Below are 14,425 nucleotides of genomic sequence, written 5' to 3'. Positions count from 1 at the left end.
ACATCTCGATGTCACATCATTGCCGTGGAGAGGTTTCCACGTCACCGGGCAGAAGACGCTCGTGCCGTCGAACCCGAAGGTCGCTGCGCGTCCGCAGGGTGGTGGGACGGCGCCGGTGGACGACCGGGCGGTGTTCACCGCGATGGCCTTTGCATTGACCAGCGGGTGCGCCCGGCGGAATCTGCCGCCGTCGTTCGGCGTGGCGGCGGTCGCACCAGGCCGCGCTGGACGGGTCCCGGCGTGGTCCGCGCCGCTTCCGCCCACGCGGACAGAGCCTGGGGCGTCGACGACCTCTGCCGGTGGATACGTCACCATCCCGCGCATCGCCCGCAAGGGCGTTGAATCCTCCGACCGCCTCGGCCGACGTCGCTGGGTAGTCGAACGCACCATCTCCTGGCTGACCTGTTACCGACGCCTGACCATCGGGGGCCGACCTCCCCGATTCCGCCGCCTCGCCTTTTCGAGCTGGTCGAACCCGCCGAGCAGCTTGAACCCCGTGATCACGACGATCACGAGAGCGGCCAGGACTATGAAGTGCAGCCAGGTCAACTCGGCGGCAAAATTCCCATGAGCACGCCGATCGTCAAAGCGACGAGGAGAGTCGCGACGATCAACGTTGTCCACGTTCTCCGCGACAAGGTCCTACCTTGCTCCATGCTGACGCTCTCCCCGTCGCCAAGGGCCTTGGTGCCGCAGCCAGGTTCGACGCTGTCCTGCGGGTCGGTCACTGCGGCGCAGCACTCGCCCGTCGACGTCTTGCGGTCGACCAGCAGGCCGTCGAGGTCACCGGTGCAACAGGTGCCCTCGCCGTTGTCCACGGTCTCTGTTACCCCGAGCGCAGCGCGCGTGAACACGTGCATCTTCTCCTGCGGCGGCGGCAAGCCACCGGGGTGGTCCGAGTCGGTGGCGGCGCGGTTCCCGGACGTTGTGCATGCCGATAACCTCATCCACGCAGGTAGAAGGCCTACGCAGCCCAAGTACCTGAAGCTCTCACGGGCCACGGTTGCCATCCGCGTGATGTCGTCCAGCACGGCATGATGACCGGCTGTGCTGCTCCGACTGGCCTACCTCGGTGCGACCAACGCGTTCGCGCTGCTGCGCCTGCTGCCCATGAGCGACCGGGACAAGGACACCGAGATCCTGGCACTGCGCCACCAAATCATGGTCCTGCAACGCCAACTCGGAGACACCCGCCCACGATTCTCCCCCGCCGACCGGGCATTCCTCGCCGCCCCGCTGCACCGACTCCCGGCGCAAGCGCTTCATCGACTCCGACCACTGGTACGCCCGGAGACAGTCCTGCGGTGGCACCGAGACCTCCTCGCCCGCCGCCACGCAGCCCGATCCCGCCCCAAACGGCCAGGCCGACCACGGACCATCCGCTCGATCCGACTCCTGGTACTACGCCTAACGCGCGAGAACCCCACCTGGGGCTACCGCCGCATCCACGGCGAACTACTCGTACTCGGCATCACAGTCGCCGCCTCCACCGCCTGGCAGATCCTCCAGGACGCCGGAATCGACCCGGCACCAGAACGCGCCTCCACGACCTGGTCGGCCTTCCTCCGCTCCCAAGCCGACGCGACCCTGGCCTGCGACTTTTTCGAGACCACCACCCTGGGCGGCACCCGCCTGTACGTGCTCGCGGTGATAGAGCACGCCAACCGCCGGATCCGCGTCCTCGGCGCCACCGCACACCCCACCGCATCCTGGATCACCCAAGCCGCCAGGAACCTCGTCATGGATCTTGAAGAGGCGGGTAGTTCCGCGCGGTTCCTGATCCACGACCGGGATGGAGAGTTCCCCGCCCTGTTCGACACCGTCCTCACCGACGCCGGTATCCAGGTCGTCCTCACCGGTGCCCGTAGACCGCGCATGAACGCGATCATGGAACGCTGGATCCGCAGCTGCCGACGCGAACTCCTCGACCGCACCCTCATCTGGAACCAACCACACCTACTCCACGCCCTACGCGAGTACGAGAGGTACTACAACACCCACCGCCCCCACCAAGGCATCACCAACGCCCGACCACTACGCGCCCTGCCACCAGCCGTCACCGATCAAGCAGCGATCACCAGACTCGACGTCCGCCGACGGCAACGACTGGGCGGCATCCTCAACGGGTACTACCATGCTGCCTGACCTGCACGGACGACATTTTCGGCAAGCACAGGGTCAGAAAAGTGCTCAATGGGCTAACGCAGGTGTCACTGATCAGCCGCAACCCACAAGGCCGGTACCGGATGCACGACCTGATCCGCCGATACGCCGTCGACACCGCCCATCGCTCTCTCCCAGAGCAGCAGCAGGACACGGCACTGCGCCGGTTGATCGATTTTTACCTTCACACCGCCGCAAACGGCGATCGGCTCCTCAATCCACCGGCACGGCCGCTCGAGCTAGCGCCACCGAGACCGGGTTGTGACCCCCTTTCACTATCCGACGAGGCTGCCGCCCTCACTTGGTTCGCCGCCGAGCACCACTGTCTGCTGGCCGCCCAGCATTCCGCTGCAGCACTGGGCATGCATCAGGTCACGTGGCAGTTGGCCAAGACTATGACCGCCTTCCACTACCGCGGAGGGCATCTGCACAGCAACCTCACCGCCTGGCGAACTGCCGCTGCGGCCGCCGACGAATCCCCCGACCTCGTTGCGCGGACCGTCTCACACCGGTTCCTCGGCTCCGCGCTGAGCGAGCTCGGACACCATGACCAAGCGTTCGACCACTTCCGAACAGCACTTGAGCTGGCCCGATACACGGACGACCGCACCGGGCAGGCCAACGCCCATCGATTCCTTGCATCGGCGTACGAACAGCGCGGTGACGACCGGCAGGCACTGGGTCACGCAACCCGCGCGCTGGAACTCTTCCAGGCCATAGGCAGCCCGACCTGGGAAGCGATTGCTCTTAACCAAGTCGGCTGGTTCACCGCTAGGCTCGGCGACTACGACACCGCCCGCGAATACTGTACCGCCGCACTCGCGGTACACCGCCGTCACTCAGGACACCGCGAGTGCCAAGCCAAGACGCTGGACAGCCTCGGCTACATCGCCTACCACACCGGCCACCACTTTGAGGCCGTAGTCCATCACCAACAAGCCCTTGCGCTGCTCCGTGGCCTCCGCCACACTTACGCAGCCGCTAGCACGCTGGACCGGCTCGGCCACTCATACCTCGCCACAAGGCAGCACTCCCAGGCCCGCACGGCCTGGCAGGAAGCACTGAAGCTGTATCGACAGCAGCAACGCTTCGACATCGCCGAAAGCATTCAGCGACAACTCGATAGCCTCGGCGACTCACTCTCGACAACGGCCACAGCAAGTACTGAGGTTGTCCCCGATGACCGGACACCGAATTTCATTCCACGAGGGTGAGACCTTGACGATAGCCGACGCGGGCTTCGTGGGGCGTGCGGTAGCCGAGTGTCGAATGTAGACGGTCGTGGTTGTAGTAGCCGAGGTAGGCGAAGACGTCGCGTCGGGCGTCGTCGCGGGTGTCCCAGACGGTGGTGCCGATCTCGGTCTTGAGGGTGGCGAAGAACGATTCCGCCACCGCGTTGTCGAAGCACGACCCGGTCCTGTGCCGCTCGGAATACCATCGCTGCTGGTAGAGCGGGGTGTCGCCCCGTTGGGACCATGTCCGGGTGATCGTGTCCCTGCTGTACAAGGTGCCCCGGAAGTTGTTGTCCGTCCCGGCGGTGCTGCTGCGCGGCGAGGCGGCGAATCGTATGGTCCCATCCAACGTCGAGGCACTGATTGCCGACCTATTCGGTTGACGGTATTTGGGGCCTGGGTTCTTCGTTCACCGCCAGAAGCTGCTGGGTAACACTTTCCGGGTCAGGTCGCAAGTCCAGCACCCGCATCGCGGTGACAGACTTGAGTCGGTCCCGCAAAACAGGATTTTCGACTTCGTCGATCAAGCGTAGGGTCTGCTCCAGCCTGCGGTCGTCCTGAAATTCCCGCTCCATCTTCTCAGCCTGTTCGGTGAGATGCTTTCGCGCCCTGCCCGCATGTACGGCAAACGCTCCACCGCACGAGCCAATAATCACCCCGCTCAGAGCAGTGAGCAACGTAACGTTGCCGCGCCCGACGACGTCGAACCTCGTGAGCGCCAGGATGCCACCCGCAATCACAACGGTCGCGCCGATAGTCATGAATATAACGCTCAGTCGAAACGTCGTACCGGCCTGCTTGAGCGCCTGTTTGTAGAAGTCGAACAAGAACGCTTGTCGACTCTTCGACAAACCGTCCTGGTCCGCACGCTCATCGGGTCGGTCGAGGTCGAGTGACACACTTTGGTCGCGCCCCGCCTGATGAATGAAGGTGCCGCCAGCGTATACGTTGATCGTATTCCGCTCGGCATGGGCAACCGAATCCTCACCGGGCAGCGGGTCCTGATCATCTTTCATGGCACTCCGGTCCGTGAAGGTAGGTGGTGCTGTCCCGGCCCACGGGGCAACCCACCGGCGAGCGCTTCCGGCCGCCACGGCGGCCGTAGGTCCAAGATGCCACAGTCGGCCAGGCCCGAGGTCCGCCCGAGCCGGGAGTGTCTGCGACTAGATGTTGCGGGTCATGACGTTAGTGACGGTGGGGCGGGCCTGAACGTGCGGACGGTCTTTCGGCGGCAGGATGAGAAGTGCGACCAACTCGTCCGCCGAGCAGAAAGACCCGTCCGTGCTCCTGTGCCGCTCGAAAAGTCATCGCCGCTGGTAGAGCAAGGCTGTCACGGTGTTGGGACCATGTCCGGGTGATCGTGTCGCTGCTGTACAAGGTGACCCGGAGGGTGTTGTCCGTCCCGGCGGTGCTGCTGCGCGGCGAGGCGGCGAAGGACGCCGAGCTGCTCGTGCTGCGGCACGAGAACGCGGTCCTTCGTCGGCAACTCGCGGGTCCGGTCCGCTACGAGCCCGCCGATCGGTTCTGGTTCGCCGCCCTGTCCGGACTGGTGGATCGCCGCCGGTGGCGGGAGGTCTTCCCGGTCACGCCGGGCACCCTGCTCGCCTGGCATCGCAGGTTCGTGGCCCGCACGTGGGACCATTCCGCGCGTCGACGCACCGGACGCCTACCGACACGAGCCGCGGTCAAGACCCTCGTGCTGCGACTCGCCCGGGAGAACCCGCGATGGGGTCATCGGCGGATCCAGGGTGAGTTGGACCCACTCGGCCACCACATCGCACCCTCGACGGTCTGGCAGATCCTGCACGACGCCGGCATCGGCCCGGCACCACGCCGCACCGGCCCCACCTGGCGGCAGTTCCTCACCGCCCAAGCCCAGAGCATCATCGCGGCGGACTTCCTCCACCTCGACACCGTGCTCGGCAAGCGCCTCTACGCACTGGCATTCCTCGAACACGACACCCGACGCCTGCACATCACCGGCGTCACCGCCCACCCCACCCAGGCATAGACCACACAGCAGGCCAGGAACCTCACCGCCGACCTCGGACACCGGACGGAGTCCCTGCGCTTCCTTCTCCGGGACCGCGACGGCAAGTACAGCCAGACGTTCGACGCCGTCTTCCAGGCCGACGACCTGCACGTGATCAAGAGCGCACCGCAGGCCCCCCGGATGAACGCCCACTGCGAACGGGTCATCGGCACCATCCGACGCGAACTCCTCGACCACATCCTCATCACGGGAGAGGCCCCCGCACGACACGTCCTCAAGACCTACGAACACCACTACAACCGACACCGCCACCACCAGGCCCGCCACCAACTACCACCCGAAGCTCAGCAACACTCCGCCGCGATACACGACCTCGACACCCGCAGAGTGCGCCGCACCTGCATCCTCGGCGGCCTCATCAATAAGCACAGACACGTCGCTTGACCAGCAGCGATGACTTTTCGAGCGGCACAGGGTCCCAGTTCGCGGCGAGGACGGCGGCGAAGTCGGCCAGGTCCTCCGGCGTGGTCACCGGGCGGATGTCGAGGCGACCGGTGGGAGGGATCTCCGGCAGGTCGGTCAGGTCGCGCCACATCCCGGTCTCGGACTCCGACGCGGGCAGGCCGGCAGAGGTGAGCAGGTCGCCGAGGTTCGCAGGTGTGGAGGCGGGGCCCACCCACCAGGAGAAAGGCCGTCCGGTGGCCTGGACGGCACGGACCGCCTGCTCGATGCGCTCGGTCGCGTTCTCCGACGTGAAGCGGGCGGCGGCGGCGAGGTTGAACGTGTCGTCTTCCAGCCCGCTGTCGGCGACCAGCAGGTCGCCGGTGTCGGTCACGATGGCGTTCGGCAAACCCCGGTGCAGGTGGGCGGCGTGCTCGGCGAGGTTGCGGTCCATCGCCTCCTCGATCATCACAGCTGATCATGCTACCGGCGGTGGCCGAACGGATCGGCCACCCGGCCAGGCGGGCGGAGATGAAGTCGCACAACCTATGAGCAGCAGGAACCCGTCCAGTGGCGAACAGGCTCTGGGACGGGGAAGGCCGGACCGGGCGCAGAGGCTGTGTGGTCAACCTTCCGGGCGGTCCGGCCCGGACCGGCCCCTAAGAGGAACGGTTCTACCGTGCGAGCACGCGTGCTGACGGTTCCCGGTCATTACCCGATTGCGGGCGACCTAATCAAGCGACGGTGGCGGGCTCGCCGGAGCGGCACCCCGCACCTCGGCAACAGCCCGGTCGACATCGGAGTGGATCGTGAACACCGGGATCAGGCCGGTGGCCTGGAGCGGCCTGAGCACAGCGCGATGACCGGCCACGAGGACGAAGGTCGTGCCGCAGCGCTCGGCGTGCTGCGTAGCTTCCACCAGCAGCGCCAGTCCGTGGGAAGCCAGGAACCTCACCGCGGACAGGTCGATCACCGAGGCGGAGGTCGTGGTGTCCAGCCAGACCAGCACCTCCTGCCGCACCGCGTCGACGGTGCCCATGTCGAGATCACCCGAGACGCGCAGCACCGGCACGCCCCTCACCTCGACGGCCTCCACCAGAGCCGCCCCGTCTTGCTGTTCCATCGGTCGCTCCCCTAACGCCCATGTCCACGGTGGCGGGCTGGCTTTTCAACCCCGATGCGGTCACTTCGACCAACCGTGACAGTAGAGATCAGCGGGTGACGGGAAACTACCGGAGGCCCGAATGGGGCAACGCCACGGCATGTCGGACACGCACTGTGACCGACATGATCCGGGTGGACTCGTATCTCGCCCTCGCCACGGTTGCGGAGGAGTACGAAGAGTTCGACAACGCACGACCACTACACCCGCTGCCACAACGTCGTCGATCAAGCAGAGGTCACCCACTCGGCATCCGTCGAAGTCAACGACTCCGCGGCGTCCTCGCCGAGCACCACCACACCGTCTGATCTTCGGGGACAACTTGCTCGGCAAGTGCGGAGTTCCCCGTCCGGCGGAGGCGACAACCGGACGGGGAACCGCTTCAGGGCTGGTCACGGGGTCAGGAGCACACCGTGCCGTTCAACGCGGGCGAGGTGAACGGTGACGTTGTTCCCTCGTAGTTCGCGTTGTACCCGATGGTCGTCGTTCCACCGGATGGGAGTGATCCGTTCCAGGACGTGTTGGTGACTCGGACCGCGTCTCCCGAGTCCGCCCACGTCCCGTTCCAGCCCTGCGTGACGGTCACGCCCGGCGCCGAGAAGGTCAGGGTCCAACCGTTGAGGGCCGAGCCCTTGTTCCCGATGACGATCTCGCCGGTGTAGCCGCCAGTCCACTCGCTGACCACGCGGTGGGTAACCGTGCAGCCGCTGCCGGGGTTGTTTCCCGTGGTGGTCGTGGTCGTAGTAGTGGTGGTGCTTGATGTCGGGCCTGCTGCGATCGCCAGGTCGTACGCACGCTGCGGCACGAACTGGCCGGCCGGTGCGATGCATCCGTCCGACTCACCGGGCAGCTTGACCCACAGGAAGGCGTCGATCTTGGAGTCGCCTGTGTTGGTGGTGCTGGGCGTGCCGATCGCACGTCCGGATGGGTCGCACCACTCGCTGCCGGCCGGACCGTTGCCGTTGCGGCTGGTGTCCACCACCGCTTTGAGCCTGCCGTCGCCGACCGAACTGAGCACGGCTTTCGCGAAGGACACCTCGTCCGAGGTGGTGCGATAGTTCGACACGTTCGTGGAGATGCCGTCCGCGCTGTTGGAGATGTCGGCGGCTCGCAACCGGCTCGCCGCCTCCGACGGGCTCAGCCACGCGGAGTGGCCGATGTCGAAGTAAACCTTGGCCTGCGAGGAGCCGGACTTGAGCTTCTTGCCCGCGTAGGCCATCGAAGCCCGGGTTTCGCTCTGCTGGTCCGAGCTCTGGCAACTGGTCATCAGCGGGAGGACGTCGGGTTCCAGCACGATCGTCGCGGGACGTCCGCCCAGTCCGGCCGCGACTTCGTCGACCCACGCGCGGTAGGCCGAGTGCGAGGGCGCGCCGCCCCCGCTGGCTCCGCCGCAGTCGCGATTGGGGACGTTGTACACGACCAGGATCGGGATTTTCCCGGCCGAGGCCGCCGCACCGACGAACGAGCTGACCTCCGAGCGCACCGACGAGGTGTTGGTGGTGGTGAACCACCGCGCCTGTGGAACCGAGGCGATCCGGTCGCGGATCACCGCCGCCCGCGAGTCGCCGGAATTGGCGGCGACCCACTTGGCGCTCGATGTCGAAGGGTCCACGTAGAAGGCGGAGTCGGCTGCCTGAGCGGTCGTACCGGCGGCCACCGCCAGGGCAGCGGTACTGACTACGAGCGCGGTGGAGAGGCCGAAGGCGGCTGTGGTTTTCTTCTTCCGCGTCACCGTGTGTCCTCTCAGAGTGCCGGGTAGGCGTTCTGGACCAGGGCCGTGAAGCCTGCGGGGAACCATGAACCGGCGTGCGGGGCGTTCGCGAGGGCGCCGGTCAGGTTGCCGCCATTGGCCTGGTTGTCTCCGCGGTAGGACGGGTCGCACATCGGGTCGTGCTGCTTGCCCTCTTCGTTGGGGCCGTCGGTCTTGGTGGCGATGCCGTCGGACTCGCCGGGCGGTTTGATCCACACGTAGGCGTCGAACCCGGTCCGTGGCGCGGCGGTGGGTCGTGCGCCGATGCCTGCGCCGTTCTGGTTGCACCAGTTGCCGCGGTGCAACCTGCGGTCGATGCGACCGGAGTTGACGTAGGCTTCCGCGCTGGACCCGCTGGCTCCGCTGGGGCGGTTGGCGCCGCCCCACCCGTTGCGGGAGGTGTCGATCAACATGCCGATGTCTCCGGAGAAGCCCGCCGAAACGAACCGGGCGCGCATCTCCGTGCTGTAGTCGGCCTCGTCGAAGTGCGGGTTGTACTGGTAGTAGGGCGCCGCCTGCAGCGGCTGGCCACCGACGTCGTACGTCGGGTCGGGCAGGTTGACCTCGTCGGTCGGCGTGTAGTTGGCCAGGTTGGACACGAACCCGTCCACGCTGTTGACGCCCTTGGTGGTGCCCTTCACGGTGTTGGCGATCAGCTGCACGGCGGGGCCCATGTTGGAGCTCCAACCCAGCCAGCCCGAGTGCGCGATGTCGAGGTAGTTGTAGACGTTCGGGATCGCGGCGAGCTTGTTCAGGGCGTACTGGATGCCCTGGACGTACGCTCCGCTGGAGCTGGCCTCGGCGCACTTGGACTTGCCCAGGTTCGTCACCAGGTTGGGCAGCGAGTCGGGTTCGACGATGGCGACGATGCGCAGATCACGGTACTTCGAGTTCGCCAGGATCGCCGCGATCGGGTCGATGTATTCGGTCTTGTACCGGGCCAGGCCGTTCTGTCCGACCTGGAGTTCGCCGTTGGAGGCCAGCGCGGCGCAGTCCCGGTTGGGCAGGTCGTAGATGACGACCTGGATCACCACCGGCGTGCCGCCCGACGCCTGTCGCACCGCCTCGTCCAGGTGGCCGGTCAACCCGCGGCCGGAGGTGATGGCGCCGATGCGGTCCATCCACACCGCGGTCGAGTTCTGGGCGACCTTCCGCATGGCGGTGCCCAGCGTGCCGCCGGTTGAGTCGGCCAGGCTGTTGACGTTCGCGACGTAGTCCGGGTTCAGGTAGCCCTCGGCCCCCGAGTAAGGATTGGCCACGTGCTCACCGGGGTTGCCAGTGGTGGTCGTGGTCGTCGTACCCGTGGTGGTCGTTGTCGTGGTCGGACTGCCGTTGCAGACTGTCCCGTTGAGTGTGAACGATGTCGGGGCGGTGTTGGAGCCCGAATAGGAGGCGTTGAAGCCGAAACTCGCAGATCCTCCCGTGGGCAATCCCGGTGTCCATTCCGGGTTCTTGGCACTCACGTGCTGACCGGACTGGGTGTAGGTCGCGCTCCAGCCGTTGGTGACCTTCTGGTTACCCGCGAAGTCCCATTCCAGGGTCCAGCCCTCTGAGATCGCGTTGCCCAGGTTCTTGAGCGTGACATCGGCCGTGAAGCCGGTGTCCCACTGGTTGATGCGGTACTCGACCGTACACGCGGGGGCTGCGCTGGCCGAGGTGCTCGCCAGGATCAACAGCCCCGAACAGAGGCTCAGTGCGGCGGCGACAACGCCACCGCGGGCCAAGATCTTCGCTCTCATGCAGAGTCCTCGCAGCGTGGGTTGTTGTTTGCGTTGCGGATGTTCGTCTGCTTCGGGGAGCACTTCCCGGTGGTCGGTGACCGATGGGCCACCGACCACCGAAGGTTCAACCCGCGTAGTACACGTCCGGCCAGGGCGGGGTGGCCATGCCGTTGCCGATGTGGAAGCTGGGGTGCGGGGGCTGGTTGTAGGCGGTGTTCTGCCAGGCGATCGCGACCCGGTACATGGTGTCGTGCATCAATGTGGGGATGCGCCGGTCGGTCTGGTCGGGGGTGGAGTAGATGCGCAGCGCGCTGTTGTCGCTGGTGCGCCAGACGACCTCTTCCCGCCAGTCGCCGAACAGGTCCGCGGACAGGGCCGGGGTGGCCTTGGTCCCGTTGTTGTACGACACGTTGGATCCGGTCAGGAGCCAGGTCTCGCCGCCCGTGCCGTACTTGTCGATCTTCGTCTGGTCGAGCAGCTCGCGGGTCGGGTCGCCGTCCCACCAGATCAGGAAGTTCATCGACGACGGTTCGCGGCCGATGGTGTTGCCCCTGGTGTCGCGGAGGCTGGAGTCCATGGCGGACCAGGATTCCGCGCCCGCGCTGCCCGCGTAGATGTCGCCGGACACGCCGCGGCCGTTGTCACCACCGGACGCCGTGGACCACAGTCGCTGGCCGGTGCGGGCGTCGGCGAACCACGAGCCCGGCTTGGAGGAGTCCTCGGAGACCTTGAAGTACTCCAGGCCCGAACGTGACGGGTCGAGGTCGCCCAGGTGGGCGGCGTCGCCGTGGCCGAGGCCGGTGTTCCACAGTCCGCGGCCGTCGTCGTCGATGGCGGCGGCTCCGTAGACGATCTCGTCGCGGCCGTCCTGGTCGACGTCGCCGACGGTCAGGGAGTGGTTGCCCTGGCCGGCGAATCCGCTGTTGCCGGAGCTGGAGCTGTTGGAGTCGAAGGTCCACTTGCGGCTGAGTTGGCCGTTGCGGAAGTCCCATGCGGCGACGACGGCGCGGGTGTAGTAGCCGCAGGCCATGATCAGGCTCGGGGTGGAGCCGTTGAGGTAGGCGGTGCCGGCGAGGAAGCGGTCGACGCGGTTGCCGTAGCTGTCGCCCCAGTTGGAGACGGTGCCGCGGGCCGGGACGTAGTCGACGGTGGACATCGCCGCGCCGGTCTGGCCGTTGAACATGGTCAGGTACTCGGGACCGGAGAGGATGTAGCCGGCCGAGTTGCGGTAGTCGGCGCTCGCGTTGCCGATGGACGTGCCGCGGCCGTCGCGGGTGCCGTCGGCGGTCTTCATCGCGACTTCGGCCTTGCCGTCTCCGTCGTAGTCGTAGACCTGGAACTGGGTGTAGTGCGCGCCCGCGCGGATGTTGCGGCCCAGGTCGATGCGCCACATGCGGGTGCCGTCGAGGCGGTAGGCGTCGATGTAGACGTTGCTGGTGTAGCCGGACTGCGAGTTGTCCTTGGAGTCCGAGGGGTCCCACTTGAGCACGAACTCGTAGTCGCCGTCACCGTCCAGGTCGCCCACGCTCGCGTCGTTGGCGCTGTAGCTGCCTCCCGGTGACTGGATGGGCACGTCCCGGTAGCCGTTGGCGAACGTGAGCGAGGCGGGTGACGCGGCCTGCTCGGAGCCGTTGACGACGGCGCGCACGGTGTACGAGGCGTCGGAGGAGGCGCCGCTGTCGTGGTAGTTGGTCGAGCCGGTGATGGGTGAGCCGTTGAGCTTGGTGCCGCTGCGGTACACGTTGAAGGCGACGTTCTGCGGGTCACCGCCGAGCAGTCGCCAGCTCACCAGGTTGCCGCTGCCCGAGCGGACGCTCACCAACCCACGATCCAGCCGCTCGACCTGCCTGCGGCCACTGGGATCGGGAATCGGCTGGTTCGTCGTCGTCGTTGTGGTCGTCGTCGTTGTCGTCGTTGTGGTTGTGCCGGTAGGGCTCGTGGTGGTTGTTGTCGGGTTCGTACCACCGGTGCAGGTGGTGCCGTTCAGGGCGAAGGACGTCGGCACACTGACCGTCGTGCTCGATGTGGTTCCGTTGAAGCCGAACGCCACGCTCCCGCCTGTCGGAATCGATCTGTTCCAGTCGACGTTGGTAGCGGTGATGTCGGCACCGGACGCGGTGAACGCCGCGTTCCAGCCCTGCGAGTACCGCTCGGCGCCGGGGAAGGTCCAGGCCAGGGACCATCCGTCGACCGGGTCTCCCAGGTTGGTGATGGTGACGTTGGTGGAGAATCCGCCCTCCCACCTGTTCTGCACCACGTAGTCGACCCCACAGCCGGGCGACGCCGAGGCGACGCCGACGACGGTCAGGCCGCCGACCAGTCCGAGCGCGGCGGTCGCGGCCAGGGCCGCCCGCCGTGACAGGGTTGTGAGCACCGTTGCTCCTGTCCGCGTCCCGCGGGCGCTGCCGTGGGACGTCGTTGTCCGTTGTTGGCAGGGTGGTGGTGGGTCGGAGCCCGCCAACGCCGACCCACCACCGGCTTTCGGGGCGTCAGACGGAGATCTTGCCCGCGCCCGCGCCGTTCACGACGGTGGACTTGACACCGCTCGCGCTGTCGACGGAGTAGGAGTACGGGATGCTCGCGACGGAACCCGCGGACTCGGGCGATCCGGAGCCGACGAAGTAGTTGTTGCGCTGCACGAGCGTGCCGGGATCGGAGTCGGCGTAGCCGACCAGGGTCGGTTCGTCGACGTTCTCGAAGTAGTTGCCTTCGACCAGCACACCGGCGTCCATGGTCGACGCCACGCCGTACTCGTTGTCCCGGTAGTAGTTGTTGAAGACGTGCACCGGGTTGCCGAACCGGACGCGCGGGTGCCGCGTGCCGGAGCCGTCGAAGTAGTTGTGGTGGTAGGTCACGCGCAGGTGCCCGGTGTCCTGGCTGCCGTTGCCGTCGCTGTGGCCCAACAGCATCGACTTGCCGTGGTTGTAGACGCGGTTCCACGACACGGTGATGAAGTCGCTGGCGCGCTTGATGTCCACCGCGCCGTCGTAGCCGTTGGTGAAGCTGTTGTGGTCGATCCAGACGTTCGTGGAGCCCGACTCGACGTTGATCGCGTCGTCGTCCCACCCGGAGAAGGACAGGTTGCGGATGATGACGTTCTTCGATCCGCTCAGGGTGAGGCCGCAGCCGGAGATCGTCACCCCGGACGCACCGAGGATCGTCTTGTTCGACCCGACTTTGATCATTCCGGAGCAGGAGAACGAGCTGGTGACTCGGACGACGGAGGCGTTTGTGCCGCTCACCGCCGAGGCCAGCGCCGACGAATTGCCCACGCTCACCGACGAGCTGCTGCCGCCGCCGGTGGTGCCGCCGTTCTGGGTGGCCCAACCGGCCAGGCCACTGGGCGGATTCTGGTTGTCTGTCGTCGTGGTCGTGGTGGTGGAGGAGGAGGTCGTCGTGGTGGCGGTCGTGGTCGACGTGGAGGTTGACGTGGACGTGCCCGTCGTGGAGCCGGTGCAGGCCACGCCGTTGAGCTTGAATGAACTGGGCGTCGGGTTGGAACCCGACCACTTGCCGTTGAAGCCCGGCGTCACCGACGCACCGGTGCCGATCGAACCGTTCCAGGCGGCGTTGCTCACCGTGACGGTGCTGCCGGATTGGGCGAACGACCCGCCCCAGCCGCTGTCGACGGACTGACCCGCGGCGAAGTCCCATTGGAGCGTCCAGCCCGACACCGCGTCACCCAGGTTGGTGATCGTGACGTTCGCGCCGAACCCGGTGTCCCACTGGTTGGTGATCGTGTAGTCGACCCGGCAGCCGGCCGCCGCACTGGCACTCGTGCCCCCGACGACCACCAGACCGGCGGTCACCGCTACCACCGTTGCCCCCGCGAGAATTCCCGTCCCCTTCCGGGATCGGAATACCTTGCGCAGACTCATGCACGCCTCCTTGCGAGCAGGAATGAGCGGAAAAGCTCTCCGAAGCGGCGTTCACACAGGTGAAACCGGGTTCTCTCGTGAACCA

At 66.6% G+C, this 14,425-nt stretch carries 14 protein-coding genes and 2 pseudogenes; 6 read left to right on the top strand and 10 right to left on the bottom strand.

Going from position 1 to position 14,425, the window contains the following annotated elements:
- Positions 1-313: 313 nt before the first annotated feature.
- Positions 314-424: pseudogene (locus EDD40_RS36045) on the top strand (IS5/IS1182 family transposase); the annotation flags it as partial.
- A gap of 121 nt (positions 425-545) precedes the next feature.
- Here EDD40_RS36045 and EDD40_RS36040 read toward each other — a convergent pair.
- Positions 546-1,031, bottom strand: a complete 486-nt coding sequence (locus tag EDD40_RS36040; protein WP_123746854.1) for a hypothetical protein — start codon at positions 1,029-1,031, stop codon at positions 546-548.
- A 16-nt stretch (positions 1,032-1,047) separates the two neighbouring features.
- Between EDD40_RS36040 and EDD40_RS36035 the strand changes: the two genes are divergently transcribed.
- Positions 1,048-2,145, top strand: coding sequence for an integrase core domain-containing protein (locus tag EDD40_RS36035; protein WP_123746853.1), 1,098 nt, complete (start codon positions 1,048-1,050; stop codon positions 2,143-2,145).
- 62 nt (positions 2,146-2,207) lie between these two features.
- Positions 2,208-3,377 (top strand): tetratricopeptide repeat protein, encoded by a 1,170-nt coding sequence (locus tag EDD40_RS36030; protein ID WP_148089010.1) that lies wholly within the window; start codon positions 2,208-2,210, stop codon positions 3,375-3,377.
- Here EDD40_RS36030 and EDD40_RS42105 read toward each other — a convergent pair.
- Positions 3,361-3,669 (bottom strand): integrase core domain-containing protein, encoded by a 309-nt coding sequence (locus tag EDD40_RS42105; RefSeq protein WP_425471360.1) that lies wholly within the window; start codon positions 3,667-3,669, stop codon positions 3,361-3,363. The genes EDD40_RS36030 and EDD40_RS42105 overlap by 17 nt on opposite strands.
- On the opposite strand from EDD40_RS42105, the gene EDD40_RS44510 reads away from it, so the two are divergent.
- Positions 3,647-3,778 carry a hypothetical protein gene (locus EDD40_RS44510; protein WP_281277865.1) on the top strand — a complete coding sequence of 44 codons (132 nt, stop codon included), beginning with the start codon at positions 3,647-3,649 and terminating at the stop codon, positions 3,776-3,778. The genes EDD40_RS42105 and EDD40_RS44510 overlap by 23 nt on opposite strands.
- Here EDD40_RS44510 and EDD40_RS36020 read toward each other — a convergent pair.
- Positions 3,767-4,411, bottom strand: coding sequence for a TRADD-N-associated membrane domain-containing protein (locus tag EDD40_RS36020; protein WP_123746850.1), 645 nt, complete (start codon positions 4,409-4,411; stop codon positions 3,767-3,769). The two genes, EDD40_RS44510 and EDD40_RS36020, sit on opposite strands and share 12 nt — an antisense overlap.
- A 338-nt stretch (positions 4,412-4,749) precedes the next feature.
- Here EDD40_RS36020 and EDD40_RS42825 point away from each other — a divergent pair, with 338 nt between their 5' ends.
- Together EDD40_RS42825 and EDD40_RS42820 are read left to right on the top strand one after the other, a co-directional pair.
- Complete coding sequence (locus EDD40_RS42825) at positions 4,750-5,406, top strand: hypothetical protein (protein WP_246038112.1); 657 nt, start codon at positions 4,750-4,752, stop codon at positions 5,404-5,406.
- Between the two features lie 132 nt (positions 5,407-5,538).
- Positions 5,539-5,832, top strand: a complete 294-nt coding sequence (locus tag EDD40_RS42820; protein ID WP_211348308.1) for an integrase core domain-containing protein — start codon at positions 5,539-5,541, stop codon at positions 5,830-5,832.
- Here the strand turns inward: EDD40_RS42820 and EDD40_RS36010 are convergent.
- From EDD40_RS36010 to EDD40_RS44970, 7 genes and pseudogenes are all read right to left on the bottom strand, one after another.
- A complete protein-coding gene (locus tag EDD40_RS36010) occupies positions 5,807-6,301 on the bottom strand; it encodes a hypothetical protein (protein ID WP_123746849.1) in 495 nt (164 codons plus the stop codon). The genes EDD40_RS42820 and EDD40_RS36010 overlap by 26 nt on opposite strands.
- A 258-nt stretch (positions 6,302-6,559) precedes the next feature.
- Positions 6,560-6,952, bottom strand: a complete 393-nt coding sequence (locus EDD40_RS36005) for an anti-sigma factor antagonist (RefSeq protein ID WP_123746848.1) — start codon at positions 6,950-6,952, stop codon at positions 6,560-6,562.
- Between the two features lie 439 nt (positions 6,953-7,391).
- Positions 7,392-8,603 (bottom strand): glycoside hydrolase family 6 protein, encoded by a 1,212-nt coding sequence (locus EDD40_RS36000; RefSeq protein WP_246038110.1) that lies wholly within the window; start codon positions 8,601-8,603, stop codon positions 7,392-7,394.
- Between the two features lie 131 nt (positions 8,604-8,734).
- Positions 8,735-10,579: a glycoside hydrolase family 6 protein gene (locus EDD40_RS35995; RefSeq protein ID WP_281277834.1), complete on the bottom strand. Its 1,845-nt coding sequence runs from the start codon at positions 10,577-10,579 to the stop codon at positions 8,735-8,737.
- A 7-nt stretch (positions 10,580-10,586) separates the two neighbouring features.
- Entirely contained in the window at positions 10,587-12,281 is a 1,695-nt protein-coding gene (locus EDD40_RS35990; protein ID WP_281277860.1) for a rhamnogalacturonan lyase, read from the bottom strand.
- A 210-nt stretch (positions 12,282-12,491) separates the two neighbouring features.
- Positions 12,492-12,716 (bottom strand): annotated as a pseudogene (locus tag EDD40_RS43970) (cellulose binding domain-containing protein); the annotation flags it as partial.
- 235 nt (positions 12,717-12,951) lie between these two features.
- Positions 12,952-14,340: a pectate lyase family protein gene (locus tag EDD40_RS44970; RefSeq protein WP_123746844.1), complete on the bottom strand. Its 1,389-nt coding sequence runs from the start codon at positions 14,338-14,340 to the stop codon at positions 12,952-12,954.
- Positions 14,341-14,425 lie beyond the last annotated feature (85 nt).

This window comes from Saccharothrix texasensis (assembly GCF_003752005.1).
Lineage (GTDB): Bacteria > Actinomycetota > Actinomycetes > Mycobacteriales > Pseudonocardiaceae > Actinosynnema > Actinosynnema texasense.
This window is presented reverse-complemented; position numbering and strand designations above follow the sequence as displayed.